Annotated in this window: 29 protein-coding genes; 9 read left to right on the forward strand and 20 right to left on the reverse strand. The window is 71.1% G+C overall.

Annotation, left to right across the window (positions count from 1 at the left end; translation table 11 throughout):
- The first annotated feature begins 116 nt into the window (after positions 1–116).
- Positions 117–2,003 carry a hybrid sensor histidine kinase/response regulator gene (locus tag J3S20_RS17780; protein ID WP_216837857.1) on the forward strand — a complete coding sequence of 629 codons (1,887 nt, stop codon included), beginning with the start codon at positions 117–119 and terminating at the stop codon, positions 2,001–2,003.
- Between the two features lie 61 nt (positions 2,004–2,064).
- On the opposite strand, the gene J3S20_RS17785 is transcribed toward J3S20_RS17780, so the two are convergent.
- From J3S20_RS17785 to rfaD, 7 genes are all read right to left on the reverse strand, one after another.
- A complete protein-coding gene (locus J3S20_RS17785) occupies positions 2,065–2,379 on the reverse strand; it encodes a hypothetical protein (protein ID WP_216837858.1) in 315 nt (104 codons plus the stop codon).
- A 103-nt stretch (positions 2,380–2,482) separates the two neighbouring features.
- Positions 2,483–3,415: a ribose-phosphate pyrophosphokinase gene (locus J3S20_RS17790; RefSeq protein WP_216837859.1), complete on the reverse strand. Its 933-nt coding sequence runs from the start codon at positions 3,413–3,415 to the stop codon at positions 2,483–2,485.
- 159 nt (positions 3,416–3,574) lie between these two features.
- A complete protein-coding gene (locus tag J3S20_RS17795) occupies positions 3,575–4,519 on the reverse strand; it encodes a hypothetical protein (RefSeq protein WP_216837860.1) in 945 nt (314 codons plus the stop codon).
- A 59-nt stretch (positions 4,520–4,578) separates the two neighbouring features.
- Positions 4,579–5,349 (reverse strand): peptidoglycan editing factor PgeF, encoded by a 771-nt coding sequence (gene pgeF, locus J3S20_RS17800; protein WP_216837861.1) that lies wholly within the window; start codon positions 5,347–5,349, stop codon positions 4,579–4,581.
- Positions 5,346–6,341 (reverse strand): class I SAM-dependent methyltransferase, encoded by a 996-nt coding sequence (locus J3S20_RS17805; protein WP_216838152.1) that lies wholly within the window; start codon positions 6,339–6,341, stop codon positions 5,346–5,348. Before J3S20_RS17805 ends, pgeF begins: the two co-directional genes overlap by 4 nt.
- A gap of 2 nt (positions 6,342–6,343) precedes the next feature.
- On the reverse strand, positions 6,344–7,138 hold the full coding sequence (gene lgt, locus J3S20_RS17810; protein ID WP_216838151.1) for a prolipoprotein diacylglyceryl transferase: 795 nt from the start codon (positions 7,136–7,138) through the stop codon (positions 6,344–6,346).
- A gap of 1 nt (position 7,139) precedes the next feature.
- Positions 7,140–8,120, reverse strand: coding sequence for an ADP-glyceromanno-heptose 6-epimerase (gene rfaD / locus J3S20_RS17815; RefSeq protein WP_216837862.1), 981 nt, complete (start codon positions 8,118–8,120; stop codon positions 7,140–7,142).
- A gap of 219 nt (positions 8,121–8,339) precedes the next feature.
- On the opposite strand from rfaD, the gene J3S20_RS17820 reads away from it, so the two are divergent.
- The 5 genes from J3S20_RS17820 to J3S20_RS17840 all read left to right on the forward strand — a co-directional run bounded on the left by J3S20_RS17820 (position 8,340) and on the right by J3S20_RS17840 (position 11,645).
- Positions 8,340–8,654, forward strand: a complete 315-nt coding sequence (locus tag J3S20_RS17820; RefSeq protein ID WP_216837863.1) for an accessory factor UbiK family protein — start codon at positions 8,340–8,342, stop codon at positions 8,652–8,654.
- A gap of 173 nt (positions 8,655–8,827) precedes the next feature.
- Positions 8,828–9,334, forward strand: a complete 507-nt coding sequence (locus J3S20_RS17825; RefSeq protein ID WP_216837864.1) for a type III secretion system chaperone family protein — start codon at positions 8,828–8,830, stop codon at positions 9,332–9,334.
- A 94-nt stretch (positions 9,335–9,428) separates the two neighbouring features.
- Positions 9,429–10,229: a pyrroline-5-carboxylate reductase gene (proC, locus tag J3S20_RS17830; RefSeq protein ID WP_216837865.1), complete on the forward strand. Its 801-nt coding sequence runs from the start codon at positions 9,429–9,431 to the stop codon at positions 10,227–10,229.
- 239 nt (positions 10,230–10,468) lie between these two features.
- Positions 10,469–11,065, forward strand: a complete 597-nt coding sequence (locus J3S20_RS17835; RefSeq protein WP_216837866.1) for a TetR family transcriptional regulator — start codon at positions 10,469–10,471, stop codon at positions 11,063–11,065.
- 148 nt (positions 11,066–11,213) lie between these two features.
- Positions 11,214–11,645, forward strand: a complete 432-nt coding sequence (locus tag J3S20_RS17840; protein WP_246602969.1) for a phasin family protein — start codon at positions 11,214–11,216, stop codon at positions 11,643–11,645.
- Positions 11,646–11,692: 47 nt separating this feature from the next.
- Here J3S20_RS17840 and J3S20_RS17845 read toward each other — a convergent pair whose 3' ends face one another.
- Genes J3S20_RS17845 through J3S20_RS17855 form a run of 3 tightly spaced genes read right to left on the reverse strand, consistent with a single transcriptional unit; the run spans position 11,693 to position 14,405 of the window.
- Positions 11,693–13,090, reverse strand: coding sequence for an ATP-binding protein (locus tag J3S20_RS17845; RefSeq protein WP_216837867.1), 1,398 nt, complete (start codon positions 13,088–13,090; stop codon positions 11,693–11,695).
- The gene (locus J3S20_RS17850) at positions 13,087–13,794 is read right to left on the reverse strand and encodes a response regulator (RefSeq protein ID WP_216837868.1); all 708 of its coding nucleotides are present in this window, start codon (positions 13,792–13,794) and stop codon (positions 13,087–13,089) included. The genes J3S20_RS17845 and J3S20_RS17850 overlap by 4 nt, the downstream gene beginning before the upstream one ends.
- Positions 13,791–14,405, reverse strand: a complete 615-nt coding sequence (locus tag J3S20_RS17855; protein ID WP_216837869.1) for a MarR family winged helix-turn-helix transcriptional regulator — start codon at positions 14,403–14,405, stop codon at positions 13,791–13,793. Before J3S20_RS17855 ends, J3S20_RS17850 begins: the two co-directional genes overlap by 4 nt.
- A gap of 202 nt (positions 14,406–14,607) precedes the next feature.
- On the opposite strand from J3S20_RS17855, the gene J3S20_RS17860 reads away from it, so the two are divergent.
- A complete protein-coding gene (locus J3S20_RS17860) occupies positions 14,608–15,132 on the forward strand; it encodes a GNAT family N-acetyltransferase (RefSeq protein ID WP_216837870.1) in 525 nt (174 codons plus the stop codon).
- Between the two features lie 62 nt (positions 15,133–15,194).
- Complete coding sequence (locus J3S20_RS17865) at positions 15,195–15,548, forward strand: nuclear transport factor 2 family protein (protein ID WP_216837871.1); 354 nt, start codon at positions 15,195–15,197, stop codon at positions 15,546–15,548.
- 10 nt (positions 15,549–15,558) lie between these two features.
- Here the strand turns inward: J3S20_RS17865 and J3S20_RS17870 are convergent, their stop codons facing one another.
- The 9 genes from J3S20_RS17870 to J3S20_RS17910 all read right to left on the reverse strand — a co-directional run bounded on the left by J3S20_RS17870 (position 15,559) and on the right by J3S20_RS17910 (position 23,907).
- Positions 15,559–16,974, reverse strand: coding sequence for a hypothetical protein (locus J3S20_RS17870; RefSeq protein WP_216837872.1), 1,416 nt, complete (start codon positions 16,972–16,974; stop codon positions 15,559–15,561).
- Positions 16,971–18,320: a hypothetical protein gene (locus J3S20_RS17875; protein ID WP_216837873.1), complete on the reverse strand. Its 1,350-nt coding sequence runs from the start codon at positions 18,318–18,320 to the stop codon at positions 16,971–16,973. The genes J3S20_RS17870 and J3S20_RS17875 overlap by 4 nt, the downstream gene beginning before the upstream one ends.
- Positions 18,317–18,778: a molybdenum cofactor biosynthesis protein MoaE gene (locus tag J3S20_RS17880; RefSeq protein ID WP_216837874.1), complete on the reverse strand. Its 462-nt coding sequence runs from the start codon at positions 18,776–18,778 to the stop codon at positions 18,317–18,319. Before J3S20_RS17880 ends, J3S20_RS17875 begins: the two co-directional genes overlap by 4 nt.
- Before the next feature lies 1 nt (position 18,779).
- Positions 18,780–19,031, reverse strand: coding sequence for a molybdopterin converting factor subunit 1 (gene moaD, locus J3S20_RS17885; RefSeq protein WP_216837875.1), 252 nt, complete (start codon positions 19,029–19,031; stop codon positions 18,780–18,782).
- 10 nt (positions 19,032–19,041) lie between these two features.
- Positions 19,042–19,764: a hypothetical protein gene (locus J3S20_RS17890; protein WP_216837876.1), complete on the reverse strand. Its 723-nt coding sequence runs from the start codon at positions 19,762–19,764 to the stop codon at positions 19,042–19,044.
- Between the two features lie 8 nt (positions 19,765–19,772).
- Positions 19,773–20,420: a CDP-diacylglycerol--glycerol-3-phosphate 3-phosphatidyltransferase gene (gene pgsA / locus J3S20_RS17895; protein WP_216837877.1), complete on the reverse strand. Its 648-nt coding sequence runs from the start codon at positions 20,418–20,420 to the stop codon at positions 19,773–19,775.
- A 26-nt stretch (positions 20,421–20,446) separates the two neighbouring features.
- On the reverse strand, positions 20,447–22,399 hold the full coding sequence (gene uvrC / locus J3S20_RS17900) for an excinuclease ABC subunit UvrC (protein WP_216837878.1): 1,953 nt from the start codon (positions 22,397–22,399) through the stop codon (positions 20,447–20,449).
- A 315-nt stretch (positions 22,400–22,714) separates the two neighbouring features.
- Positions 22,715–23,125: a dihydroneopterin aldolase gene (gene folB / locus J3S20_RS17905; RefSeq protein ID WP_216837879.1), complete on the reverse strand. Its 411-nt coding sequence runs from the start codon at positions 23,123–23,125 to the stop codon at positions 22,715–22,717.
- Complete coding sequence (locus J3S20_RS17910) at positions 23,122–23,907, reverse strand: SDR family oxidoreductase (RefSeq protein ID WP_216837880.1); 786 nt, start codon at positions 23,905–23,907, stop codon at positions 23,122–23,124. The genes folB and J3S20_RS17910 overlap by 4 nt, the downstream gene beginning before the upstream one ends.
- A 117-nt stretch (positions 23,908–24,024) precedes the next feature.
- Between J3S20_RS17910 and J3S20_RS17915 the strand changes: the two genes are divergently transcribed.
- Positions 24,025–24,351, forward strand: coding sequence for a hypothetical protein (locus tag J3S20_RS17915; RefSeq protein WP_216837881.1), 327 nt, complete (start codon positions 24,025–24,027; stop codon positions 24,349–24,351).
- Positions 24,352–24,470: 119 nt separating this feature from the next.
- On the opposite strand, the gene J3S20_RS17920 is transcribed toward J3S20_RS17915, so the two are convergent.
- Entirely contained in the window at positions 24,471–24,713 is a 243-nt protein-coding gene (locus J3S20_RS17920; protein ID WP_216837882.1) for a hypothetical protein, read from the reverse strand.
- Positions 24,714–24,785: the final 72 nt, after the last annotated feature.

A 24,785-nucleotide genomic window follows, 5' to 3' on the forward strand; every position in this document is an offset into this window, starting at 1 on the left:
GGATCAATATTAACTTTTTGTTCACACGAGAGGTGCAGACAGGCTGCTTTCCATGGGCGCGGCGCTGCCTGGCGGCTGGATAGGGCAACGCCTCCGCCAGAGAGGTAGCCCAAGCCATGATGGCCGATGTGTCGCGCTGGCTTTTCGACCCGGCGGGCCTCACCCCGCACGGCTTCTGCCTGATCTGGGAGCCGGGGCTGATCTGGGCGCACGCCTTGGCCGGTTTTGCCATCGGCCTGGCCTATTTCACCATTCCGGTGGCCTTGGCCGTCTTCGCAAGGCGCCGGCGCGACCTGGTCTATCGCCCGGTGATCTGGCTCTTCGCCGCCTTCATCATGCTCTGCGGCGTTGGTCATTGGCTGGACATCCTGACGCTCTGGGTGCCGGCCTATGGCATCCAGGCCGTGGTGAAGGTGGCGACGGCGCTGGTGTCCGTGGCGACGGCGATCGCCCTCTGGTGGGTGCTGCCCTACCTGCTCGCTTTGCCTTCCCCCGCCCGGCTGCGCGCGGCCGACCAGGCGCTGGCGGAATCCCGCCGTCGGGCCAGCTTCGAGCATTCGCCGGTCCCGCTTTTCACGCAGACCTTCGACGGCCTTGTGACCGACGTTTCCAATTCCTGGCTCGCCTTGCTCGGCTACGCCCATGGCGAGGTCGTCGGCCGGCCGCTGACGGATCTGCAACCGGCAGGCGCGACGGGTTGGGACAGCGGTCAGCGGAGGCTGCTGGAATCCGGGGAGTCCTGCGAATCGGAACAGCGGTTCCTGCATGCCGATGGTCGGATCGTCGATGCCTTGGTGACCGCGCGGCTGGAACACAAAGGGGCGGATGCGAACCTCTCCTGCGTCCTGGTGGACATCACCGCCCGCAAGCGTGCCGAGGCGGCGCTGCGCACCAGCGAGGAGATGCTGCGGCAGTCGCAGAAGATGGAGGCCATCGGACGGCTCGCCGCCGGTGTGGCGCACGACTTCAACAACATCCTGCAAAGCATCGTGGGCGCGCTGGAGCTGGTGCTCGACGAACTGCCGGAGGGAACCACGGGGTACGAATATGCCGGCGTGGCGCTGGATGCGGCGGAACGCGGCTCCTCATTGACCCACCATATGCTGTCCTACGCCCGCAAGCAGATCCTGCGGCCGCGCAACATCGCGCTCGGGCCCTTCCTGGCGGATATGCAGAAGCTGCTGGAACGCACGCTGGGGCCGCACATCACCGTCATCCTCCGTCCCACCGCAGCGCCCTCGACCTTGGCAGATCCCGGCCAGCTGCAGACGGCCCTGCTGAACCTCGCCATCAATGCCGCCCACGCCATGCCGCATGGAGGAACGCTGACGCTCGATGCCCAGCGCAGGTCCTATGGCGGCCGGGGCTGGGCCTGCCTCCGCGTGGCGGATACCGGAACGGGCATGGATGCGGAGACCCTGGCCCATGCGGTCGACCCCTTCTTCACCACCAAGGGGCTGGAGGGAACCGGCCTCGGCCTGTCGATGGTCCAGGGCTTCGCCGAACAATCCGGGGGAAGGCTGCATCTGGTCAGCGTCCTGGGCGAGGGAACCACCGTGGAACTCTGGCTGCCCATGGTCTCGGCCGAGGCGCAGCTGGTGCAGCCGGCGGCCGTGCCTCGCCCGCTCAAGGGCCGAATCCTGCTGGTCGACGATTCGGCGGATGTGCTGCTGACAACCGGAAGCTATCTGGAGAAGGCGGGGTTCGAGGTGGTGCGCGCCGAAAGCGGCGACCGGGCGCTGGCCTTGCTGAAGGATGGGATGGTCTTCGACGTCCTCATCACCGACTACGCCATGGCCGGGATCAACGGGGCGGACCTGATCGTCGAGGCCCGCCTGCTGCTGCCGAGCATGCGGGCGCTGATGATCACCGGCTTTGCCGATCTGCGCTACACCGACCTCCTGCCGGCCGGCACGCTGGTGTTGCACAAGCCATTCCAGCGCAAGGACCTGGCAGACGCGCTGCAAACCATCGTGCAGTCCGACCAGAAGCCGGTGGGATAACGGCCTGGCGCCCGTCCAGCAGGAGTCCAGTCGGATGCCTGCTGGGGCGAGCCGCCGAGGCTCAGCGGCAGACGCGCTGGTCCACCCAACGGACGCGGATATAGCCGAAGCGGTCGCGGTAGCGGATGCGGCGGCGCTCCACCCAGCAGCGACGGCGCCCGCGGCCCCGCGGCCGGCCGGGCGGCGGGCCCCACTGCGCCTCGGTCAGCAACTCCTCCATCTCGGCCTCGGTCAAGATGGCCGGTTCCGCCTGGGGCGCCTCGGGGGCGGGGATTTCGGGCAGCGTCGCGCGGCTGGCGGCGCTGGCGGCCCCGGCCGCGAGCGCGCTGCCCAGCGCGCCAGCCAGGCTGGCGAAGAGAAAACGACGGCGGTCCATGACGGGTCACTCCCTGCGTTCAGGATGCCCAGTCAACGCCGGGATCGTGTCCGCAAACGGCGCCAAACCATGGCGGGTTTCGGGAGGCGTGCGACGATCCGTGTCAGTTGAACAGCGAACTGACCGAGGATTCCTCGCTGATCCGCTTCATCGCCTCGGCCAGCAGCTGGGCGATGGTCAATTGCTTGATATTGCGGGAAACCCGCACCGCTTCCGTGGCCAGGATGCTGTCCGTGACGACCATATGCTCGATCTGCGCCGCGCCCACGCGCGCCACGGCGCCGCCCGAGAAGACACCATGCGTTACATAGACGCTGGCCGATTTCGCGCCGTTCTTCAGCAGCGCCTCTGCCGCATTCACCAGCGTGCCGCCCGAATCGACGATGTCGTCCACCAGGATGCAGTCGCGGCCCTCCACCTCGCCGATCACGTTCATCACCTCCGACACGCCGGCCCGGGGGCGGCGCTTGTCGATGATGGCCAGGTCCGTATGGATGCGCGCCGCAATGGCGCGCGCGCGCACCACGCCGCCGACATCGGGCGAGACCACGATCAGGTCGCGGCCGGCGAAGCGTTCCTGGATGTCGCGCGCGAAAAGCGGCGCCGCGAACAGGTTGTCCACGGGGATGTCGAAGAAGCCCTGGATCTGCCCGGCATGCAGATCCATGGTCAGCACGCGATGCGCCCCGGCCTCGACGATCAGGTTCGCCACCAGCTTGGCAGAGATCGGCGTACGGCTGCCGGATTTCCGGTCCTGCCGGGCGTAGCCGAAATAGGGGATCACCGCCGTGATGCGCCGCGCGCTGGCGCGCCGCAGCGCGTCCAGCATGATCAGCAGCTCCATCAGGTTGTCGTTCGCGGGATAGCTGGTGGACTGCACCACGAAGACGTCCTCGCCGCGGACATTCTCATGGATCTCGCAGAAGATCTCCATGTCGGCGAAGCGGCGCACGGAGGCCTGGGTCAGCGCGATGCCGAGCGCCGCGGCGACCGCCTCGGCCAGCGGGCGGTTGCTGTTGCAGGCGATGATCTTCATGGCAGGCGCGAACCCCAAGGGATGGAGTGGGGAGGAAGTAGCAAAGATCAGGCCGAACCCAGGAAAATCCCCGGCCGACGCGGCGCTTGGTAGCAACGTGACGTTATGGTGTCCATCGCGGGCGGATGACGGCGGCGCATGGCCGCCCCGCCCGCAGGCTCAGCGTGCCGCGGCCGGAGTCGCCGCCGGCCCCGTGGCGGGGGATGCGGAGGGTGCGGCCTGGGCCCCGGCGGCGCCCGGGAAGCCGCCGGCATTGAAGACCACGTCCCGCACGCCGGTCGAGGCTTCCTCCGCCACCACATAGGCGACGTCGCCCCAGAGCCCGGCCAGCGTGCCGCTCGGCACCTCGTTCAGCTGCAGCACCCGGCCCAGATCCTCGCCATCGCGGCGGGAGACGATCCAGACGATCTCGACGCGCTGCAGGCCGCGGCCGGAGGGCACCACCGTGACCTCCCCCTGCACCGCGAATTGCGCGCCCTCCGCCTCCTCCTGCACCCGGAAGCCGAGGCCGGCCAGGCTGTCCCGCATGCGGGCGGTCAGGCTGCGATTGCCATCGCCCGGCGCGCCGCGGACCGGCAGCAGCCGCAGCACCGGCGGCCCGCTGCCGGAGGCTGCCTCATCCCCCGTGCGGCGCTGGGCATCGATGCGCCCGACCAGCGTGGCAAGCTGGGGCGCCACCTCGCCTGCGATCCGCTCATGCAGGGCGGCGCCGCCCTCCGCCCAGTCCCGCGCCGGAACCGGCTGGCCCACCAGCATGCCCAGCGCCCGGCCATCGGCATCGCGCAGCGCATAGCGCGGCACCACCTGGACGCCCTGGCGCTCCGCCACCACCGCCAGCTGCCAGTCGAGCGGCAGGGCCGGGCCGGCCACCGCCGGCACCTCATTCGCCACCAGCCCCTCCGCCAGGGCGCGGGAGAGGCTGGCCGAATCGGCATCCGTCAGCAGCAGCTGGGTCGAATTCGGCACCGCGATCCGATAGCCCGGCGGCACGCGCAGCCGCCGCGCCACGGCCCCCGGCCGGCCGCGGAAGGGCTGCGGCAGCCCGGTGCAGGCCGCCAGCGCCAGGGGCGCCAGCAGCAGGAGACGGCGGCTATGCGAAGACACAGGAGACCAGCAGGGTGAGCACCATCAGGACCATGAACATGACGACGTAGGGCATTGGCTCACCCAGGGCCAGCGAGGGGGATAGCGATGGCGGAAAGCTGGTGGCCCAGCGGCCCACCGCCAGCCAGGGTCCGCCGCCGATGGCTGAAGAATTTTTCCTCCAGCGCCAGCGTGTCCTGGAACAGCGCCTCGGCGCGGGCGAGGCCGGCGGCGGCGAGGCGCGCCTGGCAATAGCCGGCCAGGTCGAATTGCCAGCGATCCTCCCGCCGGCCGGGGGCGAAGAAGCGTGAAGCTTCGGCGCTTTGGGCCAGGACCGCGTCCCGCAGGTCCGGGCCGACCTCGTAGCTCGCCTGGCCGATGCAGGGGCCCACCACCGCCTCGATATCCTTTCGAGCTGCCCCGAGGCCTTCCATGGCGGCGATGGTGGCTTCCAGCACGCCGGCCACGGCGCCGCGCCAGCCGGCATGGGCGGCGCCGATCACGCCGGCGCGGCGGTCGGCGAAGAGCACGGGGGCGCAATCTGCCGTCAGCACGCCGATCGCCTGGCCGGGGAGGTTCGTGACCAGCGCATCGGCGGTGGGACGGGCGGCATCGGTCCAGCCGGGGCGGGCATCGGCCACCGCCACCCCATGCACCTGCACCAGGCCGAGCACCGCCTCCGCCCCCAGCACGCCGGCGCAGGCCGCGCGGTTGCGGCGCACCGCCTCCGGATCATCCTGGCCGGACAGGGAGCAATTCAGGCTGGCATAGGCGCCGGTAGAGACGCCGCCCTCGCGGGTGAAGAAGCCATGCGGCAGGCCCAGATCGGCCGTCAGGAAGCCGGGGGTCATGCGGGGTCGAATCCTGGCAGGGTGGGCAGGCGAGGGTCGCAGAGGGCCAGGGCCTTGAACAGCCGGCCCATCCCCTCCGCCGCCACCAGCCGCTCGGCGCCCGATAGGATCTCCCCGGCCAGCCGCGGACGGGACCGGGCCAGCATGGCGGCGCGGGTCATCAGGCCCAGGCGCTGCAGGAACAGCCCCTGCGGCAGCGGCCCCAGCGCCGCGGCGCCGGCGGCGCGGGCGGTGCGGGCGAGGGCGGCGAAGTCCACATGGGCGGTCAGGTCGGCGCTGCCCGGCTCGGCCAGGGGGTCGAGGCCGGTGGCCTGGCCGCGCACCGCCTGCAGGCTTTCGCCGAAGCCGGATTCGGCCGGACCGTAATCCAGGAACAGCGCCGCGCCGCCCTGCGTCGCGAGCCGCCGGGCGAGTTGCGCTGCCACCGCCTGCGCGGCCTCACCCACCTCCTGCACCGCGCCCTCCGGCGCCTCGGTGGGCAGCGTCATCTCCGCCGGCTGTTCAACGAAGCGGCCCTCGGCGAGGAAGCGTTCCCGCCAGGCGCCCTCGCGGCGGATGAATTGGCGGATCGGCAGCGCGTCCAGGAACTCGTTGCCGATCAACAGCATGGGGCCGGCGGGCAGGGTGGAGAGGTCGTCATGCCAGGCCGCCACCGCATCGCCCAGCATGCGGCGCTGCTGGTCGCGGAGCGTTGGCGAGGTCTCGACCAGATGCAGCCTCAGCGCCGCCCGAAAGGGGGCCGCCACCTCGCTCACCGCGCGCAGCGCATCGGCCATCAGCGTGCCGCGGCCGGGGCCCACCTCCACCAGCAGCACCGGGTCGGGCCGGCCCATCATCTCCCAGGTCACCGCCGCCCAGCCGCCCAGCACTTCCCCGAATGCCTGGGAGATTTCCGGCGCCGTGGTGAAATCCCCCGCCCGACCGAAGGGCGAGGCGGGCCGCGCGTAGTAGGCGGCGATGGCCCGCGCCATGAAGTGGTCGAGGCGCTCCATCGTCACGCGGGGCGGCGGGCCCGCAGCATCAGTACGGCGCCGGCCAGGATCATCGGCAGGGACAGCAGCTGGCCCATGGTCGCGCCGGCAAACAGGAAGCCGAGATGCGCATCCGGCTGCCGGAAGAACTCACCCACCAGTCGCGCCACGCCATAGCCCGCCAGGAAGGCGCCCGTGACAAACCCCTCGCGCTCCCGAATGCCGGGGATGCGGACCAGGATGTTCAGCGCGATGAAGAGCAGCACGCCTTCCATCGCCGCCTGATAGAGCTGGCTCGGATGGCGCGGCTCCGGCCCGCCGGTCGGGAAGACCATGGCCCAGGGCACGTCGGAGACGCGGCCCCACAATTCGCCATTGATGAAATTCGCCAGCCGTCCGAGCCCGAGCCCGATCGGCACCACCGGCGCCACCCGGTCCCCAAAACGCAACGCCGGCAGCCCCTGGCGCCGGCAGAACCACAGCGCGGCGACGATCACGCCCAGCATGCCGCCATGGAAAGACATGCCGCCCTGCCAGACATACAGCGCCTCCCACGGCGCGGTAATGTAGTAGCCCGGCCGGTAGAACAGCACGTAGCCGAGCCGCCCGCCCAGGATGATGCCCAGCGTGGTCCAGGTGACGAAGTCGTCCAGCTGCTCCCGGCTGGCGGCGACCGGCGCCAGCGCCACCAGCCGCCGCGCCAGCATCCAGCCCAGCACGATGCCGGCGATATAGGCCAGCGCGTACCAGCGCAGCGCGAAGGGGCCGATCTCGATCAGCACCGGGTCGATGACGGGGAAGGCGATCACGAACATCAGGTCACCGGTGCGGATCGGGGTTCAGCAGGAAGTCCCGCACATAGCGGCCGACGCCGTCTTCCAGCGTCGTGGGCGCCCGGTCGAAGCCGGTCGCGCGCAGCTTCGCCATCGGGGCTTCCGTAAAGTACTGGTATTTGCCGAGCAGGTCCGGCGGCATGTCGATGAATTCGATGCGGGCGTTCTGGCCGAGGCCGGCGAACATCGCCCGGATCAGGTCGACGAAGCTGCGCGCCTGGCCGGAGCCGATGTTGAACAGCCCGCTGACCTTCGGATGGTCCAGCAGCCAGAGGATGGCCGCCACGCAGTCGTCCACATGCACGAAGTCCCGCATCTGCGCGCCATCGGCATAGTCGGGACGGTCGGAGCGGAAGAGCCGGGCCGGCTCCCCGCGCTGCACCTCGTGGAATTTATGAAAAACCACGCTGGCCATGCGGCCCTTATGGTATTCGTTCGGCCCATAGACGTTGAAGAAGCGCAGCCCCGCCCATTGCGGCGGCGCCGGCTGGCCGCGCGCCAGCAGATCCGCCACGCGCCGGTCGAAGGCCAGCTTCGACCAGCCATAGAGGTTCAGCGGTCGCAGCGCGGCCAGCGCCGCCGGGCTCTCGTCATCGGCAAATCCCAGCGCGCCATCGCCATAGGTGGCGGCGGAAGAGGCGTAGATGAAGGGGATGCCGCGCGCCGCGCATTCCGCCCAGAGCGTCAGCGGCAGGGCCAGGTTGGTGTCCGCCACCAGGTCGCCATCGGTCGCCGTGGTCGCGCTGATCGCGCCCATATGCAGCACCGCGGTGACCTTGGGCTGGGTCTTCCAGAAATCGGGCAGCTGGTCCGGGTGCAGAATGCCGGCGATGCCGTGATGCGCCAGGTTGCGCCACTTCACGCCATCCCGCAGCCGGTCCACCACCAGGACCTCCTCGCCCCGGTCACAGAGTGCGGCGACCAGGTTGGACCCGATGAAACCGGCCCCGCCGGTCACGACATACATCGGCGGTTGTCCCTTCGCGTCGCGGCCCCTATCTCGCCGCGGGCGGGGTATAGGCCGCGGGATCGCGGCCGGACAAGGCGCACAGCATTTGGGCAGGAGGTCGTGATGACCAGCGAAACCGGAGCCGGCAGTAGCGGATCCAGCGGGGCGGGCACCGGAGGCACAGGCACCGGAGGCACCGGCGGCACAGGTAGCGGGACCGGCGGCCCAGGCTGGGGCATGGGCGGCGGCAGCGGGCCGAAGCGCGGCCTCTTCGACGACCTGGCCGGCATGGCCGGCGGCGCATTCTCCGTCCTGGCCGGCGCCCGGGCGGAGGCCGAGGCCATGGGCCGCGCGCAGGTCGAGGCCATGGTGCAGCGCCTGGAGCTGGTGCGGCGCGAGGATCTGGACGCCGCCCTGGAAGTGGCCCGACGCGCCCGCGAACAGGCCGAGGCGCTGGAAGTCCGCGTTGCCGCGCTGGAGGCGAAGCTGGCCCAGGCCGCGCCGGCCGCCGACGCTTCCATCGATCCCGGCCAGTCCGTCGACGGCGGTTGAAAGCCGCGGCCGAGGTGCCATTCGCACCTTGGCCGCCAAGCCCTTGGCTTGCATTAAGGAAGCGGCTCTTGCGGTGGCGTTTCGCACCTGCGTAATCTAGCCATTGTGGCGATTCGGGTGGGCAGCCCCTATTACAGGGGGCACCGCCCTGGTCGGGCGAAGGAGGTGCCGCGATGTCCGCTTATGTCGGATACGAGGAACGCGACCGATCCGCGAACCCGCTCGATGTGCTGGAACAGATCGTGACAGCGAATGAATGGGTGTTCGACCGCCGGTCGGACAGCGAAATGGCGGCGGAAGCCCCGGGCAAATGGTGCGACTACGGCCTGTATTTCTCCTGGTCGCAGGAAATCAGCGCCATGCATTTCTCCTGCACCTTTGACCTGAAGGTGCCGGCCGCGAAGCGGGACCGGCTGTTCGAGCTGCTGGCCCTGGCGAATGAGAAGCTCTGGATCGGCCATTTCGGCCTGGACAGCGACGATGGCGTGCCGGTCTTCCGCCATGCGGTGCTGCTGCGCGGCGCGCCCGGCGCCTCGGCCGAGAGCCTCGAGGACATGGTCGATATCGCGCTGACCGAATGCGAGCGCTTCTTCCCCGCCTTCCAGTTCGTGCTCTGGGGCGGCAAGCCGCCGGCCGAGGCGCTGCAGGCCGCCATGCTGGACTGCGTCGGCGAGGCCTGACGAAAGCCCTCTCCCCCCATTCATGGGGGGAAGGGTTGGGTGAGGGGGCTTCCACCCGCTTGCCAAGCGCGCGGGCGACGGCAAGGCTGCCCGCATGACCGAGACCCTTCCCCCCCTCCTCCTCATCGGCTGCGGCAAGATGGGGGGCGCCATGCTGACCGGCTGGCGCGAACGCGGCCTGGGCGAGACGATCGTCGTCGACCCCTTCGCCAACGGCCCCATCCCGCGCGCGACGCTGCTGCGGGACCCGGCGGAGATCCCCCGGGACTTCGCACCCGCCGCGGTGATCCTGGCGACCAAGCCGCAGGAGGCGCCGGCCACCTTGCCCGCCTATGCCCGCTTCGCCGGCGGCGCCGTCTTCGTCTCCATCATGGCGGGCAAGACGGTGGGCTTCATGCAGGGGCTGCTCGGGGCCGGCGCCGCCGTGGTGCGCGCCATGCCCAATACCCCCGCCGCCGTCCGCCAGGGTTTCACCGTGGCCTTCGCCGGCCCGGGCGTGACGGCGGCCCAGCGCAGCCTGGCCGATACGCTGCTGGCCGCGACCGGGGAGGTGGACTGGGTGGAGCAGGAAGGCCTGCTGGACCCGGTGACCGCGGTCTCCGGCGGCGGCCCCGCCTATGTCTTCCTGCTGGCGGAGCTGCTGGAGGCCGCGGCGGTGGAACAGGGCATTCCGCCGGACCTCGCCCGCCGCATGTCCCGCGCCACCGTCGCCGGCTCCGGCGCCCTGCTGGCCGCGAGCGCCGAGGATGCCGCGCAGCTCCGCAAGAACGTCACCAGCCCCAAGGGCACGACGGAGCGGGCGCTGGCGGTGCTGATGGCGGAGTCCGCCTGGCCGCAGGCGATTTCCCAGGCCATCGCGGCGGCCACGGCGCGGTCGCGCGAACTCGCCGGCTGAGAGACCATTTGAGAACAGCGGCGGGTCGGCCCCGCGGTGCTTTTCCGCCCCTGCGTCGCGCCTCGGGCGCGCTGCTCGCGCGACGCCGGATTTGCCGATGCAACCAGCATCGGCTGTATCCGGCGCCTGGCAAGGACGAAAAATCACCTGCGGGCCCTCAACCGCCGCCATTCTCAAATGGTCTCTGAATTCACGCATTTCCCATTGGCGCGGCGCGGTTCCGCCCCCAACATCGGGTCATGCAATCCACCGACACCCAGCTGCTCGACGCCTTGTTCACCGTGATCGCCGAGCATGGCTGGCGCGGCGTGACACCCGGCCGGCTCGCCGCCCTGTCCGGCATCCCGGCCGGGGAGCTGGTGCGGCGCTTCCCCTCCCGCCTTGATCTGCTGCGGCTGCATGCCGATGCGGTGGCCGAAAGCGTCTCGGCCGGCACCGTCCCCGGCCAGGGCGGCACGCCGCGGGACCGGGTCTTCGACGTGCTGATGCGCGGCGTGGATGCGCTGCTGCCGCATCGGGCCGGCATGCTGCGGCTGATTTCCGACATGCGCCGGGACGGCGTGCTGGCCGTGGCGCTGGCGCCGATCCTGCAGCGCAGCATGGAGCGCATGCTGGAGGCGGCCGAACTGGACTCCTCCGGCCTGCAGGGCAAGCTTCGCGCCGCAGGGCTGGTGGGCGTCTGGCTGATGACGATCCGCGCCTGGGAAAAGGACGACACCGTCGATATGGGCCCCACCATGGCCGCGCTGGACCGGGCACTGGATCGCGCCGAGCAGACCGCGCGCAGCCTGCGGATCGAGCCCGGGGATCGCGCCCTGCCGCCGGACCTCGCGTGATCGGGAAGCGAGTCCCGCGCTGCAAGACGGAGTCCTGAGAAGACTAAGTTTTTTTGTGCGTTGCAGCATTTTTCGCCTTCTGCCGCCCACTGGCCTCCGGTATAGGCCGCGCGTCCTTTTTTCCCCCCACGCCTGAGGAGCCGTTGCGATGTCCGACCGCTTTGGCATGAAGCCCGACGAGATGATGCGCATGCTGTCCGAATTCCGCATGCCGGCGATGCCCGACATGTCGGGCCTGGCCGAGGCGCAGCGCCGCAACCTGGAGGCGCTGTCCAACGCCAATCGCGTGGCGCTGGAAGGCGCGCAAGCCGTGGCCCGCCGCCACATGGAGATCCTGCAGGCCTCGATGGCCGAGATGACGGACGCCATCCGCATGATGTCCGGCACCGAGAGCCCGCAGGCCCGCGCCGCCAAGCAGGCCGAGCTGCTGAAGTCCGCCTATGAGCGCGCGGTGGCCAACATGAAGGAGGTCGCCGACCTCATCCAGAACTCCAATTCCGAGGCGCTGGGCGTGCTGAACAAGCGCTTTACGGAGGCCATGGACGAGGTGAAGACCCTGGTCGCCAAGCAGGGCGGCTGATTTCTGCGCGTTCCTCTCCCCCGCCCGGGGGAGAGGCTTGCGCGCCGCTAAAGCGGTAGCCGCACCCTGGCCCGCAGCCCGCCCAGCGGGCTTTGCTCCAGCACGATATCGCCGCCATGCGAGCGGGCGATATCCCGCGCGATGGCCAGCCCCAGCCCGGTGCCGCCCGCCGTCAGCGTGGCAAACGGGCGAAAAGCCTCCTCCCGCTGCGCCTCCGGAATTCCGGGGCCGTCGTCATCCACCGTGACCTGCGCCCAGGCCCCGGCCTCGGCGCGGGGAATCTCCGCTACCGTCACGCTGATCCGCCGCGCATGCTTGCGGGCATTGTCCAGCAGATTGCCCAGGCAGCGCCGCAGCGCATCCGGCCGCAGCGGCAGTTCCAGCGCCTCCGGCGCCTCCACGACCACCACCGCGCCATCCCGCTGCGCCTTCTTGGCCACGTCGCGCACGATGGCGGCGAGATCGGTCGGCTGGGTCTGCTCCTGCGCCTCCCCGCGCGCGAAGGCGAGATAGGCGGCGACCATCCGCTCCATCTCCTCCACATCCTCCGTCAGCGCCGCCACATCCTCCTCCGCCTCCGCCCGATGGGGCAGCATGGCCAGCGCCAGGCGCATGCGGGTCAGCGGTGTGCGCAGGTCGTGGCTGATGCCGGCCAGCATATCGGTGCGCTGGGCGACGAAGCGGCGGATGCGGTCCTGCATGCGGTTGAAGGCGCTGGCGGCCTGGCGGACCTCCGCCGCGCCCTCCGGCTTCATCAGCCCGATGTCGCGGCCAAGCCCGAAGGCCTCCGCAGCGCCGGCCAGCCGCCTGATGGCGCGCACCTGGTTCTTCATGAACAGCGCCGCCACGCCGAACAGCAGCAGGGACGATCCCACCAGCCAGATGAAGAACAGGTAGAGCGTGCCGGTAAACAGGCGCTTGCGCGGCGCCTCCACATGCAGCACGCCGTCCGGCAGCTGGATGCGGATGATCACGCTGCGGCGGTCGGATTGCCAATCGGCATCGAAGGGCCGCCGCACCCGCTCCGCCATGGCATGCGCCAGGTCGTCCTCCAGCGGCAGCAGGGGCAGGGAGGCCGCGCGGTCCGGCGGGGCGCCGAGGCTGGCCCCGGCTTCGAAAGCCAGCGCCAGGTCCAGCCGCCAGGCGGCATCGCGGAACAGCCAGGCCCGGTCGGCGGGGTCCGGCATGCGCTGCATCATCTCGATCACCAGCCCGATCTCGCCCGCCACGCCGCCGGCCAGGCGGCGGGAGATGACATCCAGGTGGTTGCCGTAGAACAGCTGCAGCGCCACGCCCTGCAGGATCAGCAGCGGCAGCAGGATGATGAGCAGCGACCGGCCGAGCAGGCCGCGCGGCAGAAGCGTACGCAGGCGCTGGCCGAAGGCGCGCACCGGCCGCGCGGGCGGTGCCGCGGGCAGCGGCTTGGCGGCCGGCGCCAAGCTCATGACCCGGGCCTCAGCACATAGCCGCGGTGCCGCACGGTCTGCACGAAGCGCGGCTCCCGCGGATCGGGCTCGATCTTGCGGCGCAGGCGGGTCACCTGCACGTCGATCGCGCGCTCACCGGCCTCCGGCGTGCCGAGCGCCACGGCGATCTCCTCCCGGCTCAGCACCTCGTTCGGGCGCTGGGCGAGGGCCAGCAGCAGCGCCTGCTCGCCGCCCGTCAGCCGCACCACCCCCTCCGGCCCGCGCAGCTCCGCCCGCTGCGGGTCGAACCAGCGGATGCCGAGCTGCACCGGGCTGCCCGAGAGATCCGCCACCGGCGGCGGCGCGGCGCGGCGCAGGATGGTGCGGATGCGCAGCGCCAGCTCCCGCGGGTCGAAAGGTTTCGCCAGGTAGTCGTCGACGCCGTGTTCGAAGCCGGTCACGCGGTCATCCGGGGCGCCGCGGGCGGTCAGCATCAGGATGGGCAGTTCCTGGCCCTCCCGCCGCAGGCTTTCGGTCAGCTCCAGGCCGCTTTCGCCGGGCATCATCACGTCCAGCACCATCAGGTCGAAGCTGACTGAGGTCAGGGCATGGCGGGCGGCGGCGGCATCGGCGGCGGCGGTGATGCGGAAACCCTGCTCGGTCAGGAAACGCTGCAGCAGGGCGCGCAGCCGGGCATCGTCGTCCACCACCAGCAGATGCGGCGCATCCGATGTGGCGCTCATCGGCCCGCCTCCGGCCCCGGCCCGGCCTCCAGCCGTTCCAGCGCCGCGCGCGCCTCCGGCCCCATCAGCCCGCGCATGACGCGCCGGAAGCCGTCCACCGCCTGCGGCCCGGCCTCCCGATAGGCGCGCATCACCGTATCCCGCTGCCGCTCGAACAGGCTGCGCTCCAGCGCCGCGCCCTTTTCCGTCAAGGTCAGCAGGCGCTGCCGGCGGTCGCTGCGGCCGGGGCTTTGCGTGACGAAGCCATCCTCCACCAGCGGCGTCAGCACGCGGCCGAGTGATTGCTTGGTGATGCCGAGAATGCCCAGCAGGTCGCCCACCGTGATGCCCGGCCGGCGGCCGACGAAATGCAGCACGCGATGATGCGCCCGGCCCATGTCCAGCCCGGCCAGGATGGCATCCGCCCCGGCAGTGAAGTCGCGATAGCCGAAGAACAGCAGGTCCTGCGCCAGGCGCAGCTCCTCCTCCCGCAGGAAGAGCAGGTTGCGGCCGGCATGCGGGCCGCTGGAGGCGCCAGCCGGGCTGGCCCTTTCGTCTTCCCGCCCCCGCTTGTCCTCCGCGGCCGAACGCGCCGGCAGCGGCTTGGCTTGGGGATCAGTTTCCAGCGGCATGGCCGATATGCGTTCCCATGAGCCTCCCGTCCCCTTCAGGGCCGGTTATCGATGCTTTCCGCGCCGCCATGGCCTGCATGGCATCGCGCGGCACGATTTCCCCCGATATAGGGCACCGGCGCCGCCGAGAGTAGCGATGCGCGCGACGGCAGGAGGATAGGGCGATGGCATCCATGCCAGCTATGCGGCAGGTGGCCCGCTGATGCCGCTGGAACTGCGCACGGCGCGGGTCGGGGATGTGGCGCGGATCAGCCAGCTGCATGCCGACCTCTGGCGCGTCTCCCATGCCGGCATCTTCGACGCCGATTTCATCGAGGACCCGCTGGAGGCGGCGCTGATCCTGCACTGGCAGGAACAGCTGCGCGGCCGCAAGCGCCCCGGCCAGGTGGTGGTGGCGGTGACCGGCCACCAGCTGGAAGGCTTCGCCCATGCGGCGCTGGTCTCCGGCATCGCGCAGATCGACCATTTGGAGGTGCGGGAGAAGATGCGCGGGCGCGGCATCGGGCGCAGCCTGCTCGGCCTGCTGGCGCAGCGCATGCGCCAGGACGGCGCCCGCGCCGCCACGCTGGCCGTGCCGGCGGGGCGTGAGGGGCTGCCGCGCTTCGCGAAACGCTTCGGCGGCATCCTGGGGCCGGTGGTGCAGCGGGAGAGGCTGGGCCATGCCATGCCCGAACGCAGCATCGCCTGGGCCGATATCACCCGCTTGATCGCAGCCTGCGCGAACTGACCTTGCTTCCCGCCGGCGCCTTTGGTTAAGCTCCCATTAGTGAACATAAAGGGAACAGACCGATGGATACCCGGGAGATCGCCGAGGATTTCGCCGCGCTCTGCAAGGCTGACCGGCATGAGGAGGCCGGCGCGCGCTACTGGTCCGAGGATGTGGTGAGCCGCGAGGCGATGGACGGCCCGATGGCGGAGCTGCGCGGGCGGGAGGCGGTGAAGGGCAAGGGCGAGTGGTGGTACGCCAACCACGAGATCCACTCCGCCACCACCGAGGGCCCCTTCGTGCACGGCGACCAGTTCGCGCTGCGCTTCGAGATGGATGTGACGGTGAAGGAAAGCGGCCAGCGCATCCAGATGGCCGAGATTGGCCTCTATACGGTCAAGGACGGCAAGGTGGTGGAGGAGCGCTTCTTCTACTGATTCCAGACCCTCAGGCGCCTCGTGCCGGAGGCACGCCTGCGGCGTGACGCGCGCGCTCCGCGCGCTGGGCTCGCCCGCTTTCACCGGACGCATGCGGCCCGGCACCCCTTCGCGGGATGGCGGCCAGCCCGACTGCCAGTGGCAGCAGCCAGGCGATGCGCGCCTGGTAGCGGTGATGCGGCTTGGACAGCGCGCCGGCCGCCGCCGCATTGGCGGCCAGCGCGCCCAGCGCGAAGGCCAGCAGCGCCAGGCGCGACAGGTCCCGCGCCCGTGCCGCCCGCCACCCCAGCCAGAGCGCCAGCGGCAGGCTGGCCAGCAGCACCGGCAGATGCGGCCATAGCCAGGGCTTGGCCAGGCTGGGCAGCGCGCCGCGCATCTGCGCCCCGGCATCGAAGCGGGCCAGCTCCGCCGCCGGGAAATGGCCGGCGATGGCGCGGCGGGCCGAGAGGTCGAGATGCTCGGCCGAGAGCGTGTCGCCCACCCGCGTCAAGCCCAGCTGCGCCCAGGCATTGCGCAGTGCGGCGGCGGCGACCTGCAGCGGATAGGCGCGCAGCGTGGCGGCGACGATCTCCTGTGCCTCGGCCGCGCCGCGCATGGCGCCCATGGCGCGCGGACTGCCATCGGCCTCCCGGTTCAGCGGGCTGGTGCCGTCCCAGAGCAGCTCGTCGCTGTCCATCGGCAGCCGGTCGGTGAAGGCACACAGGTGCCAGCCGGCTTCCGGGCAGCGGTCGCGCAGCAGCGCCGCCGCCGGGCCATCCGCCTGCAGCCGCGCCAGCAGAAAGGCGGCGCCGTGCGGGGAGGGGGTGAAGCGCCCGAAGGCCAGGGCATTGGCGGTACACAGGAACAGCACCGCCAGCGCCACCGGCAGCCCGGCCCGCAGCAGGGGGCGCATCCGCCGGCCGAGCAGCAGGGTCAGCGCCAGCAGTGCCAGGGCCAGCGGCAGATGCGACAGGTGGGACGCCACCGCCAGCACCGCGACCCCCCCGACCCAGGCCGTCATCAAGGGACCCAGCCCGCCGAAGGCCAGCAGGAACAGGCTCAGCGGCACCAACCCGGTCAGTGCATCCGGCATCAGCGTGGCCAGGAACCAGGGCGCCGAGGTCAGCAGGCCCAGCCCGGCGCAGAGCATCAGGTGCCAGCCCGGCTGCGCCGCGCCGCGCAGCGCCCGCTGGGCCAGCCAGATGAGGTGCGAGGCGATCAGCCCCTGCGCCAGCACCGCGGGCCAAAGGCTGAGCTGCCAGTGGAACAGGTGCAGGAAGGGCCCATAGGCCTGGGTCTTGTCCCAGGGCACTTCCGGCGCGGTGGTGTGCAGCAGGTAGGAGACGGTGTCGATGAAGACCAGCGGATAGAAGTTCAGGAAGGCCGGCCAGACCAGCAGCGGCGCCCCCAGCAGCACCGCGACCAGGGCGAGGCGGCGCGGCGTCACCGGATTTCGCCGCGATCCGCGCCCGGCTGCGGCCGGGACCGCGGCAGCAGGGCGAGGCCCGCGATCACCGGCATCAGCCAGAGGATCCGCGCCTCATAGCGCAGATGCGGTTTCGACAATCCACCGGTGGCCAGCGCATTGGCCGAGACACCGACCAGCACCCCCACCACCAGCCCGATCCGCCGGCGATCGCCGAGCCCGCGCCACCAGGCGAAAAGCGCCAGCGCCGCGCCGGCCAGCAGCACGGGGACGTGCCCGAACAGGAAGGGCGACACGGCTGCCGGCAGCAGGCCGCGGGGCTGCAGCGCCGCGTCATAGGTGGCGAGTTCGCGGCCCGGAAAGGCCTCCGCGATGCGCGGGCGCACGGCGGCGGCCAGGTGGGTCTCGACCAGCGTATCCCCCACCGTCGCCAACCCCATCTGGCGCAGCGCATTCAGGGCCGTGGTCCAGGCCACCTCCAGCGGATGGGTCCGCAGCGTCTCCCCCACGATGACGCTGGCCTCGGCCGAGAGCAGCGCGCCGCCCAGGAAGCGCGGCGTGCCGTCCGGCGCGCGGTTCACCGGGCTGTCCGGCTCCCAGAGGAAGGCGTCGCTGTCCATCGGCAGCCGGTCGGCGAAGGCGCAGAGATACCAGCCGGATTCGGGGCAGCGGTCGCGGATCACGGCGGCGGCGGGGCCATCCGCCTGCAGCCGGGCCAGGGCGAAGGTCGCGCCATGCGGCGACAGCACCGCCCGCCCATGCCCCCAGTAGTTCGTGCCGAGCAGCAGCAGGATCGCCGCCGCCAGCGGCGCTGCCGCGCGCAGCACCGGCCAGACCCGCCGCGCCACCAAGGCCACGAAGACCACCAGGGCGAGCGCCAGCGGCAGATGCGACAGATGCGTCGCGATGCCGATGGACGCCAGCAGCCCCAGCCACAGCACTTCCACCCGGCTGAGCGAGTCCCGGGCAAACCCCAGCAACAGCAGTGCCAGCAGCACCACCGGGGCGAAGACATCCGGCATCAGCAGCGCGATGGTGAAGGGCGCGGTGGTCAGCAAGGCGGTGGCCAGGCAGCAGGCCAGGTGGACACCCGGCCCGGCGCTGCCGCGCAGCGCCCGCTGCGCCAGCCACAGCAGGTGCGACAGGCAGAGCCCCTGCGCCAGCAGCGGCCCCCAGAGGCTGGTGTGCCAGTGGAACAGGGCCATCAGCGGCCCATAGACATGCGGCTTGTCCCAGATCACCAGCGGCCCCGTGGTCTGGTGCAGGAAGGCGCCGGTATCGCTGAACAGCAGCGGATAGCCGTTCAGGAAGGCCGGCCAGACCAGCAACAAGGCACCGAGCAGGATCGCCGAGAGGCGCAGGATCAAGCCGGCTTCGCCCAGCGCGCGGCGGCGGCCTCGTCCGTCGCCTTGGCCTCCACCCAGCGGCTGTCGCCGCTCGCAAATTCCTCCCGCTTCCAGAAGGGGGCGGAGGTCTTCAGCCAGTCGATCAGGAAGGCGCAGGACTCGAGCGCCGCGGCCCGGTGCGCGGAGGCGGTGAGCACCAGCACGATCGGCTCCCCCGGCACCAGCCGGCCGACGCGGTGGATCACGGTGCAGCCGGTCAGCGGCCAGCGCGCCCAGGCCTCCGCCGCGATTTTTTGCAGCGCCCGCTCGGTCATGCCCGGATAATGCTCCAGCACCAGCGCGGCCAGCCCGTCATCGGCGCGGCAAAGGCCGACGAAGCTGGCCAGCCCGCCGATATCCGTCCGGCCCGCGGTCAGCGCCGCCGATTCGGCGCCAAGGTCGAAGGGCGCTTCCTGCACGCGGATGGTCGGGCCGGCCATCTCAGCCGCCCGTCACAGGCGGGAAGAAGGCCACCTCGTCGCCCGCCGCCACCGCCTGGTCGGGCGTCGCGAAGTCCTGGTTCACCGCGGCGCGGAGCTGGCGCGGATCGGCGAAGGCGCTGGCATGGCCGGGGCTGCGTGTGGCCAGCCAGGCGATCAGCCCGGCCACGTCCCGCACCTCGGCCGGCGGCGCGACATCCTCCTCGGCCAGCCCGACCCTTTGGCGGACCCAGGCGAAGTAGAGGATCTTCAAGGGCTCGCCCTCAGTTCGGCACCACGCGCGTGCGGGTCTGGCCGTCCGGGCCGATCCAGGTCTCGATATTGCCGTCGCGCACCACGGCGCCGCCGCCCTGCGGGCCGGTATAGCCCTGGACGCGGGAGGTGCCGCCGGTGCCCGTGACAACGCTGCCGGAGGGGGTGGTCATCGGCCGCCCCTCCAGCCGCGGCGGCGGCGGGGTATAGGCGCCGGCGGGTGCAGGGCTCGCCGGATTGCGTGCGAAATCGCCCGGCGCGGCCAGGCTGCCCGGCGGGGTGGAGGAGCCGCGCCGCACCGGCCGTTCCCCCGGCGTCGGCACCGGGGAGGAGGCGGCCGGAGCGCCCTCGATCAGGGAGGGGCGATAGACCGGGATATTGCGCATCGCCTCGTCCGGCCCGCCCAGCAGCGTCGGCCGCTCGGCTTCCTGCACCGGCCAGACATCGCCGCCCTCCGGCACCAGCGGTTCCACCGCGGGGTTGCCGCCACGCACGCGCTGGACGGTCAGGCTGTCCGAGGTCACCACATTGGTGGAGCCCATGAAGGGCGACCAGAGGCGGTCGAGGCTGGAGCTGATGCTGCTGCCGATACCCCCGTTGGAGCAGCCGGCCAGCAACAGGAGCGCCAGCAGCGGCGCGCCTCGGGCCGGGCTCTTCGGGGATGGGCAGGTGGGTGCGGCGGCCATGTCGGCTCCCGTGATCGCGATGTTCGGGCGGAAGATGCGCTGCAGCATGGCACGCCTCAAGAGCGAAGCGGAGTCTGCAAGGGGGCCGGGGCTGGGGCCGGCCCTGGGGACGGCGGCGCCGGCGGCTGGGCCGCCGCCCCGCCTACATGGCGCAGCCCGGCCTGCAGATAGTCCCAGCCCGTCACCAACGTGAGAATGGCGGCCGCCAGCAGCATCACCTCCCCGATCAGGGAGACGGGCAGCCAGGACAGCCAGATGACGGAGGCGCCGCTGTCGCCGGCCAGCAGCGCGCCCAGCGCGCCCATCTGGAAGCCGGTCTTCCACTTGGCCAGGTTGGTGACCGGCAGGCCGATCTTCAGCCCCGCCAGGTATTCGCGCAGGCCGGAGACCAGGATCTCCCGCAGCAGGATGACGATGGCCGGGAACAGGCCGAAGGTGCTGAGCTGGCCATTGCCGGCCAGCAGCATCAGCGCGGCGCCGACCAGCAGCTTGTCCGCGATCGGGTCCAGCATGCGGCCGAAATCGCTGATCTGCTTCCGCGACCGCGCCAGCTTGCCGTCGAAATAGTCGGTGATCGCCGCCGCCGAGAAGACGATGCAGGCGACCAGGTTCGTCCACGGCTCGCCCAGTGTGGCGAACAGGACGAGCACCGGGATGGCCGCGATGCGCGACAGCGTCAGGAGGTTGGGAAGGTCGGTCGGCACAAATTCATCCGGGTGTTCATCTTGGCTCAGCCTTCCGGCACTCTACGCGTCCCGGCCCCCGGGTGGAAATGCCCATGGATGCGTCGCGCCACTGCGGGGCCGATTCCCGGCGCATTCTCCAGGTCGGCCAGCGCCGCATTCCGCACCCCGCGGGCGGAGCCGAAGTGATTGAGAAGTTTCCGTTTCAGCGCGGCGCCCACACCCGGCACATCGTCCAGCTCCGACCGCACCAGCGCCTTGGACCGGCCGCTACGATGGGTGGTGATGGCGAAGCGATGCGCCTCGTCCCGCAGCCGCTGCAGGTAGTACAGGACCGGGTCGCGCGGCGGCAGCTGGATCGGGTCGCGGCCCGATTGATGGAACCATTCACGGCCGGCGTCGCGATCCGGCCCCTTGGACATGGCGACCAGCGGGATGTCGTCCACGCCGAGCTCGGCCAGGATTTCGCGCGCCGCGGAAAGCTGGCCGGCGCCGCCATCGATCAGCACCAGGTCGGGCCAAGCCTCGCTCTCGCGGCCCGGGTCTTCCTTCAGGGCGCGGCCGAAGCGGCGTTCGAAGACCTCCCGCATCATGGCGAAGTCGTCGCCGCCTCTTGGGATCGGTGCAGGGGCCATGCTGGGGAGGGCGGGGGCCGGGCCCTTGATGCCGTATTTGCGATAGGCCGACTTCAGGAAGCCGCCGGGGCCGGCCACGATCATCACGCCATAGGCGTTGGTGCCCATGATGTGGCTGTTGTCATAGACCTCCACCCGCTCCGGCGGGGCCGGCAGGTCGAAGATGCGGGCGACGCCGGCCAGCAGGTCGGCCTGGGCGGCGCCCTCCGCCATGCGGCGCTCGATCGCCTCCCGCGCATTGGTCAGGGCATGGTCCATCGCGGCGCGCTTCTCGCCGCGCTGCGGGCGGTGGATCTCGACCTTGCGGCCGGCCTTGAGGCTCAGCGCCTCGGCCAGCAGGGGTTCGTCCTGGGGGTCGTGGCTGACCAGCACCAGGGGCGGCGGCGGCAGGTCGTCATAGAGCTGGGCCAGGAAGGCGCCCAGCACCTCCTCCGCGCTCTGCTCGGCCTTGGCGTGGGACAGGAAGAAGGGCCGGTTGCCGTTGTTGCGGCCGCCGCGGAAGAAAAAGACCTGCACGCAGGACTGGCCGGCCATCTGGTGCAGCGCCACCACATCGGCGTCGTTCACCCCATCCAGGTGGATGCGGTCGCTGCCCTGCACATGGGTCAGGCCGCGGATGCGGTCGCGCAGGCTGGCGGCCCGCTCGAACTCCAGCCGCTCCGCCGCCTCCTCCATCTCCGCCGCCATCTTGCGTTGCAGGGAGGGGATGCCGCCGCCGAGGAAATCCTTCGCCTCCCGCACCAGCGCCGCATATTCCTCCTTCGAGACGCGCTCGACGCAGGGGGCGGAGCAGCGCTTGATCTGGTGCAGCAGGCAGGGCCGGGTGCGGCTGTCGAAGACCGTGTCGCGGCAGGTGCGCAGCAGGAACACCTTCTGCAGCGCGGTCAGCGTCTGGTTCACCGCCCAGGCGCTGGCGAAGGGGCCCCAGTAGCTGGCGCCCTTGCGGCGCTCCCCGCGATGCTTGCCGATCTGGGGGAAGGGGTGGTCCTCGGTCAGCACCAGCCAGGGATAGGACTTGTCGTCCCGCAGCACGATGTTGAAGCGCGGCCGCAGCCGCTTGATCAGGTTGGCCTCCAGCAGCAGGGCCTCGGCCTCGCTGCCGGTGGTCACCACCTCCAGGCTGCGGGTCTCGAAGACCATGCGGCGCAGGCGCTCGGGCAGGCGGGCCAGCTGGGTATAGGCATGCACCCGCCGCTTCAGGCTGCGCGCCTTGCCGACATAGAGCGCATCGCCCTTGGCATCGAGCATCCGATAGACGCCGGGCGCCAGCGGCAAGGTCTCCAGCGCGCGCTCGATCACGGACAGCCCGCTGGGCGCGGCGGGGCCGGGGTCGGGCAAGAATTCGCGCGGATCAGCTTCGGTCATCACGATCTCGTGTTATCAGTTGACGGCCGACATCAAGAGCTAAAGGGGTGTGCAGGCTTTTCCACCGAAGCTGTGGACAAGTCTGTGGAGATACGGCTCCGGAAGGGCCTGGAATGGCCGTCATCCGCCAGTCACACATGTTTGCCTATGATTTGAGCGGTTTTGTTAACCATTTGATTGCGCAGGAGATTTGCCGCGGCCCCTCCGGCAATCGCGCGGGCAGTGTAACCGCTGATTTTACAAGATCACGCCGCTCTCGTTTTCGTGAGTTCAGTGGACAAGTTGAGCGTCCAGACCTTTCGTGCCCGTATCCTTTCATGCCGCGTCGCGACAACGCTCCACCACCACCCCCACCGTCGCCACATCGGCAAAGGCATCCGGCTTTTCCACGGTGACGCGGGCCCGTTCCACACGGGCATCGGCCAGCGCGGCCAGGGCCACCTTCTCGGCCAGCGTTTCCACCAGCAGTACATGCCCCTCCGCCACCACGGCGCGGGCGGTCTCCACCAGCCGGGCATAGTCCACCACCCGGCGGAAGTCGTCCGGCCCGATGGCGGCCGGCGCGGCATCGTCCTGCACCACCAGCTCCAGGCTCAGCACCACGCGCTGCGGCGCCGCCTTCTCATGCGGATGGATGCCGAGGCGCGCCATCAGCGCCAGGCCGCGCACGAAGACCACCCGGTAACCGCGCTCCGCATCGGGGGCATAGAGGGGGGCGTGGATCATTCCAGGATCTCCGCGGCACCGCCGCCGGTGGGCGCCCATTGCAGGTGTTGCCCGCCATCGAGGGCGATCATCTGCCCGGTCATGGCGGGCAAAGCGAGGATGGCGAGCAGGGCACGCGCCACCTCCTCCGGCCCCGTGCCATGGCGCAGGGGGACGGAGGCGCATTGCCGGTCGAACTGCGCCTGGCTCTGGCGCGGGGAAGGCAGGGCCGGGCCAGGGCCGATCGCATTCACCCGGATGCGCGGCGCCAGCGCCAGGGCCAGGGTCTGCGTCAGGGTCCAGAGCGCGGCCTTGGAGACGGTGTAGGAAACGAAATGGGGCGTCAGCGACCAGACCCGCTGGTCCAGCATATTGACGATCACACCCTCCGCCGTCGCCGGCAGCGCGCGGGCCATCGCCTGACACAGCACGAAGGGCGCGCGGAGGTTGGCCTCCAGATGCGCATCCCAGCTTTCGCGGGTCGCATCGTCCCATTCGTCGCGTTCGAAGGTGGAGGCATTGTTCACCAGCACGCCGATCGGGCCGAGGGCGGCGATCGCCTGGTCGATCAGCGGCGCCACCTGCGCCTCCCGCGCCAGGTCGGCCTGCAGCGCCACGGCGCGGCGGCCGAGGGCCCGGATGCGGGCCACCGTCTCCTCCGCCGCCGCGGCGCTGGTGCCGTAGTGGATGGCGATGTCGAAGCCGGCCTCGGCCAGGGCCAGGGCCATGGCCTGGCCCAGCCGCTTGCTGCCGCCGGTGATGAAGGCCGCCCGCGGCAAAGCGGGGGAGAGGGGGATGCTCATGCGGGACGGGAGATAGCCCTTCGCCGCCGCCAAGACCACTCCGCCCGGACCCAAGCCTGCCAGCTTGACCCGCGCCCGCGCCCCGGGCTTTGTGGCCCGAAGGGGCGGGAGGTTCGGATGCGGCTGGCGCTGGCCATGGTGACGATGCTGGCGGGACCCGCCTTCGGCCAGGGCTTCGCCCTGCCCGGACGTGGCGCGTCCGGCATCCCCGGCGTGCTCGCCCCGGCCGAGACGCCGCAGCAGCAGCGCGAATTCTGCCAGCGCCTCGCCACCGCAGCGGGACGCTGCGCCATGGCCGGCGGCATCGCCGCCCCCGCCTTGGCCGCCTGCCTGGCGCAGGGGCTGCCGGCGCAGGATTCGATTCGGGTGGCGCAGCTGGCGCAAGCCTCCCGCGGCAGCCTCGCCGGGCTGCTCTCCGAATGCGGAATCGGGCTCGGCCGCTAAAGCACCATCCGATGACACCGAATCAGCGTTATCGGATTTCGTGCTTTAGAAACAATGGCTTCTAGAGCACGAGATCCGTCCGAGAGGACGGATCGTGGTCTACGGCCCGAGCCCGGCCCTCAGCGTCGGCCGCCGCCGGTCAGCGCGCCCACCGCCGCGCCACCGGCGCCGCCGATCAATGCGCCGGTCACCGCCGAGCCGCCGGTCAGCGCGCCCACCGCGGCGCCGCCGGCCGCGCCGATGGCACCGCCCGAAAGCGCGCGCTGCTCGCGCCGCGAAAGGCCCTCGCAGGCGGCGAGAGGGATGATGAGGGCGCTGGCCAGCGCCAGGCGCAGCAGGCCGCGGGTTGCGAAGGTCGCCATGGAGATTGATCCCTGTCCGGTTGCACAGGGCACCAATAGGCCAGGAGCTTGCGGCGGGGATAGGGCAGGCGC

The sequence above is a fragment of the Falsiroseomonas tokyonensis genome, assembly GCF_019024325.1.
In the GTDB taxonomy this organism is placed as follows: domain Bacteria; phylum Pseudomonadota; class Alphaproteobacteria; order Acetobacterales; family Acetobacteraceae; genus Falsiroseomonas; species Falsiroseomonas tokyonensis.

What these genes read in the sequence shown, in the direction of transcription:
- J3S20_RS17780 (WP_216837857.1), top strand. Translation starts at nt 117, where the DNA reads ATGATGGCCGATGTGTCGCGCTGGCTTTTCGACCCGGCGGGCCTCACC.
- J3S20_RS17785 (WP_216837858.1), bottom strand. Translation starts at nt 2,379, where the DNA reads ATGGACCGCCGTCGTTTTCTCTTCGCCAGCCTGGCTGGCGCGCTGGGC.
- J3S20_RS17790 (WP_216837859.1), bottom strand. Translation starts at nt 3,415, where the DNA reads ATGAAGATCATCGCCTGCAACAGCAACCGCCCGCTGGCCGAGGCGGTC.
- pgeF (WP_216837861.1), bottom strand. Translation starts at nt 5,349, where the DNA reads ATGACCCCCGGCTTCCTGACGGCCGATCTGGGCCTGCCGCATGGCTTC.
- J3S20_RS17805 (WP_216838152.1), bottom strand. Translation starts at nt 6,341, where the DNA reads ATGGAGCGCCTCGACCACTTCATGGCGCGGGCCATCGCCGCCTACTAC.
- rfaD (WP_216837862.1), bottom strand. Translation starts at nt 8,120, where the DNA reads ATGTATGTCGTGACCGGCGGGGCCGGTTTCATCGGGTCCAACCTGGTC.
- J3S20_RS17820 (WP_216837863.1), top strand. Translation starts at nt 8,340, where the DNA reads ATGGGCGGCGGCAGCGGGCCGAAGCGCGGCCTCTTCGACGACCTGGCC.
- J3S20_RS17825 (WP_216837864.1), top strand. Translation starts at nt 8,828, where the DNA reads ATGTCCGCTTATGTCGGATACGAGGAACGCGACCGATCCGCGAACCCG.
- proC (WP_216837865.1), top strand. Translation starts at nt 9,429, where the DNA reads ATGACCGAGACCCTTCCCCCCCTCCTCCTCATCGGCTGCGGCAAGATG.
- J3S20_RS17835 (WP_216837866.1), top strand. Translation starts at nt 10,469, where the DNA reads ATGCAATCCACCGACACCCAGCTGCTCGACGCCTTGTTCACCGTGATC.
- J3S20_RS17840 (WP_246602969.1), top strand. Translation starts at nt 11,214, where the DNA reads ATGTCCGACCGCTTTGGCATGAAGCCCGACGAGATGATGCGCATGCTG.
- J3S20_RS17845 (WP_216837867.1), bottom strand. Translation starts at nt 13,090, where the DNA reads ATGAGCTTGGCGCCGGCCGCCAAGCCGCTGCCCGCGGCACCGCCCGCG.
- J3S20_RS17850 (WP_216837868.1), bottom strand. Translation starts at nt 13,794, where the DNA reads ATGAGCGCCACATCGGATGCGCCGCATCTGCTGGTGGTGGACGACGAT.
- J3S20_RS17855 (WP_216837869.1), bottom strand. Translation starts at nt 14,405, where the DNA reads ATGCCGCTGGAAACTGATCCCCAAGCCAAGCCGCTGCCGGCGCGTTCG.
- J3S20_RS17860 (WP_216837870.1), top strand. Translation starts at nt 14,608, where the DNA reads ATGCCGCTGGAACTGCGCACGGCGCGGGTCGGGGATGTGGCGCGGATC.
- J3S20_RS17865 (WP_216837871.1), top strand. Translation starts at nt 15,195, where the DNA reads ATGGATACCCGGGAGATCGCCGAGGATTTCGCCGCGCTCTGCAAGGCT.
- J3S20_RS17880 (WP_216837874.1), bottom strand. Translation starts at nt 18,778, where the DNA reads ATGGCCGGCCCGACCATCCGCGTGCAGGAAGCGCCCTTCGACCTTGGC.
- J3S20_RS17890 (WP_216837876.1), bottom strand. Translation starts at nt 19,764, where the DNA reads ATGCTGCAGCGCATCTTCCGCCCGAACATCGCGATCACGGGAGCCGAC.
- uvrC (WP_216837878.1), bottom strand. Translation starts at nt 22,399, where the DNA reads ATGACCGAAGCTGATCCGCGCGAATTCTTGCCCGACCCCGGCCCCGCC.
- folB (WP_216837879.1), bottom strand. Translation starts at nt 23,125, where the DNA reads ATGATCCACGCCCCCCTCTATGCCCCCGATGCGGAGCGCGGTTACCGG.
- J3S20_RS17910 (WP_216837880.1), bottom strand. Translation starts at nt 23,907, where the DNA reads ATGAGCATCCCCCTCTCCCCCGCTTTGCCGCGGGCGGCCTTCATCACC.
- J3S20_RS17915 (WP_216837881.1), top strand. Translation starts at nt 24,025, where the DNA reads ATGCGGCTGGCGCTGGCCATGGTGACGATGCTGGCGGGACCCGCCTTC.
- J3S20_RS17920 (WP_216837882.1), bottom strand. Translation starts at nt 24,713, where the DNA reads ATGGCGACCTTCGCAACCCGCGGCCTGCTGCGCCTGGCGCTGGCCAGC.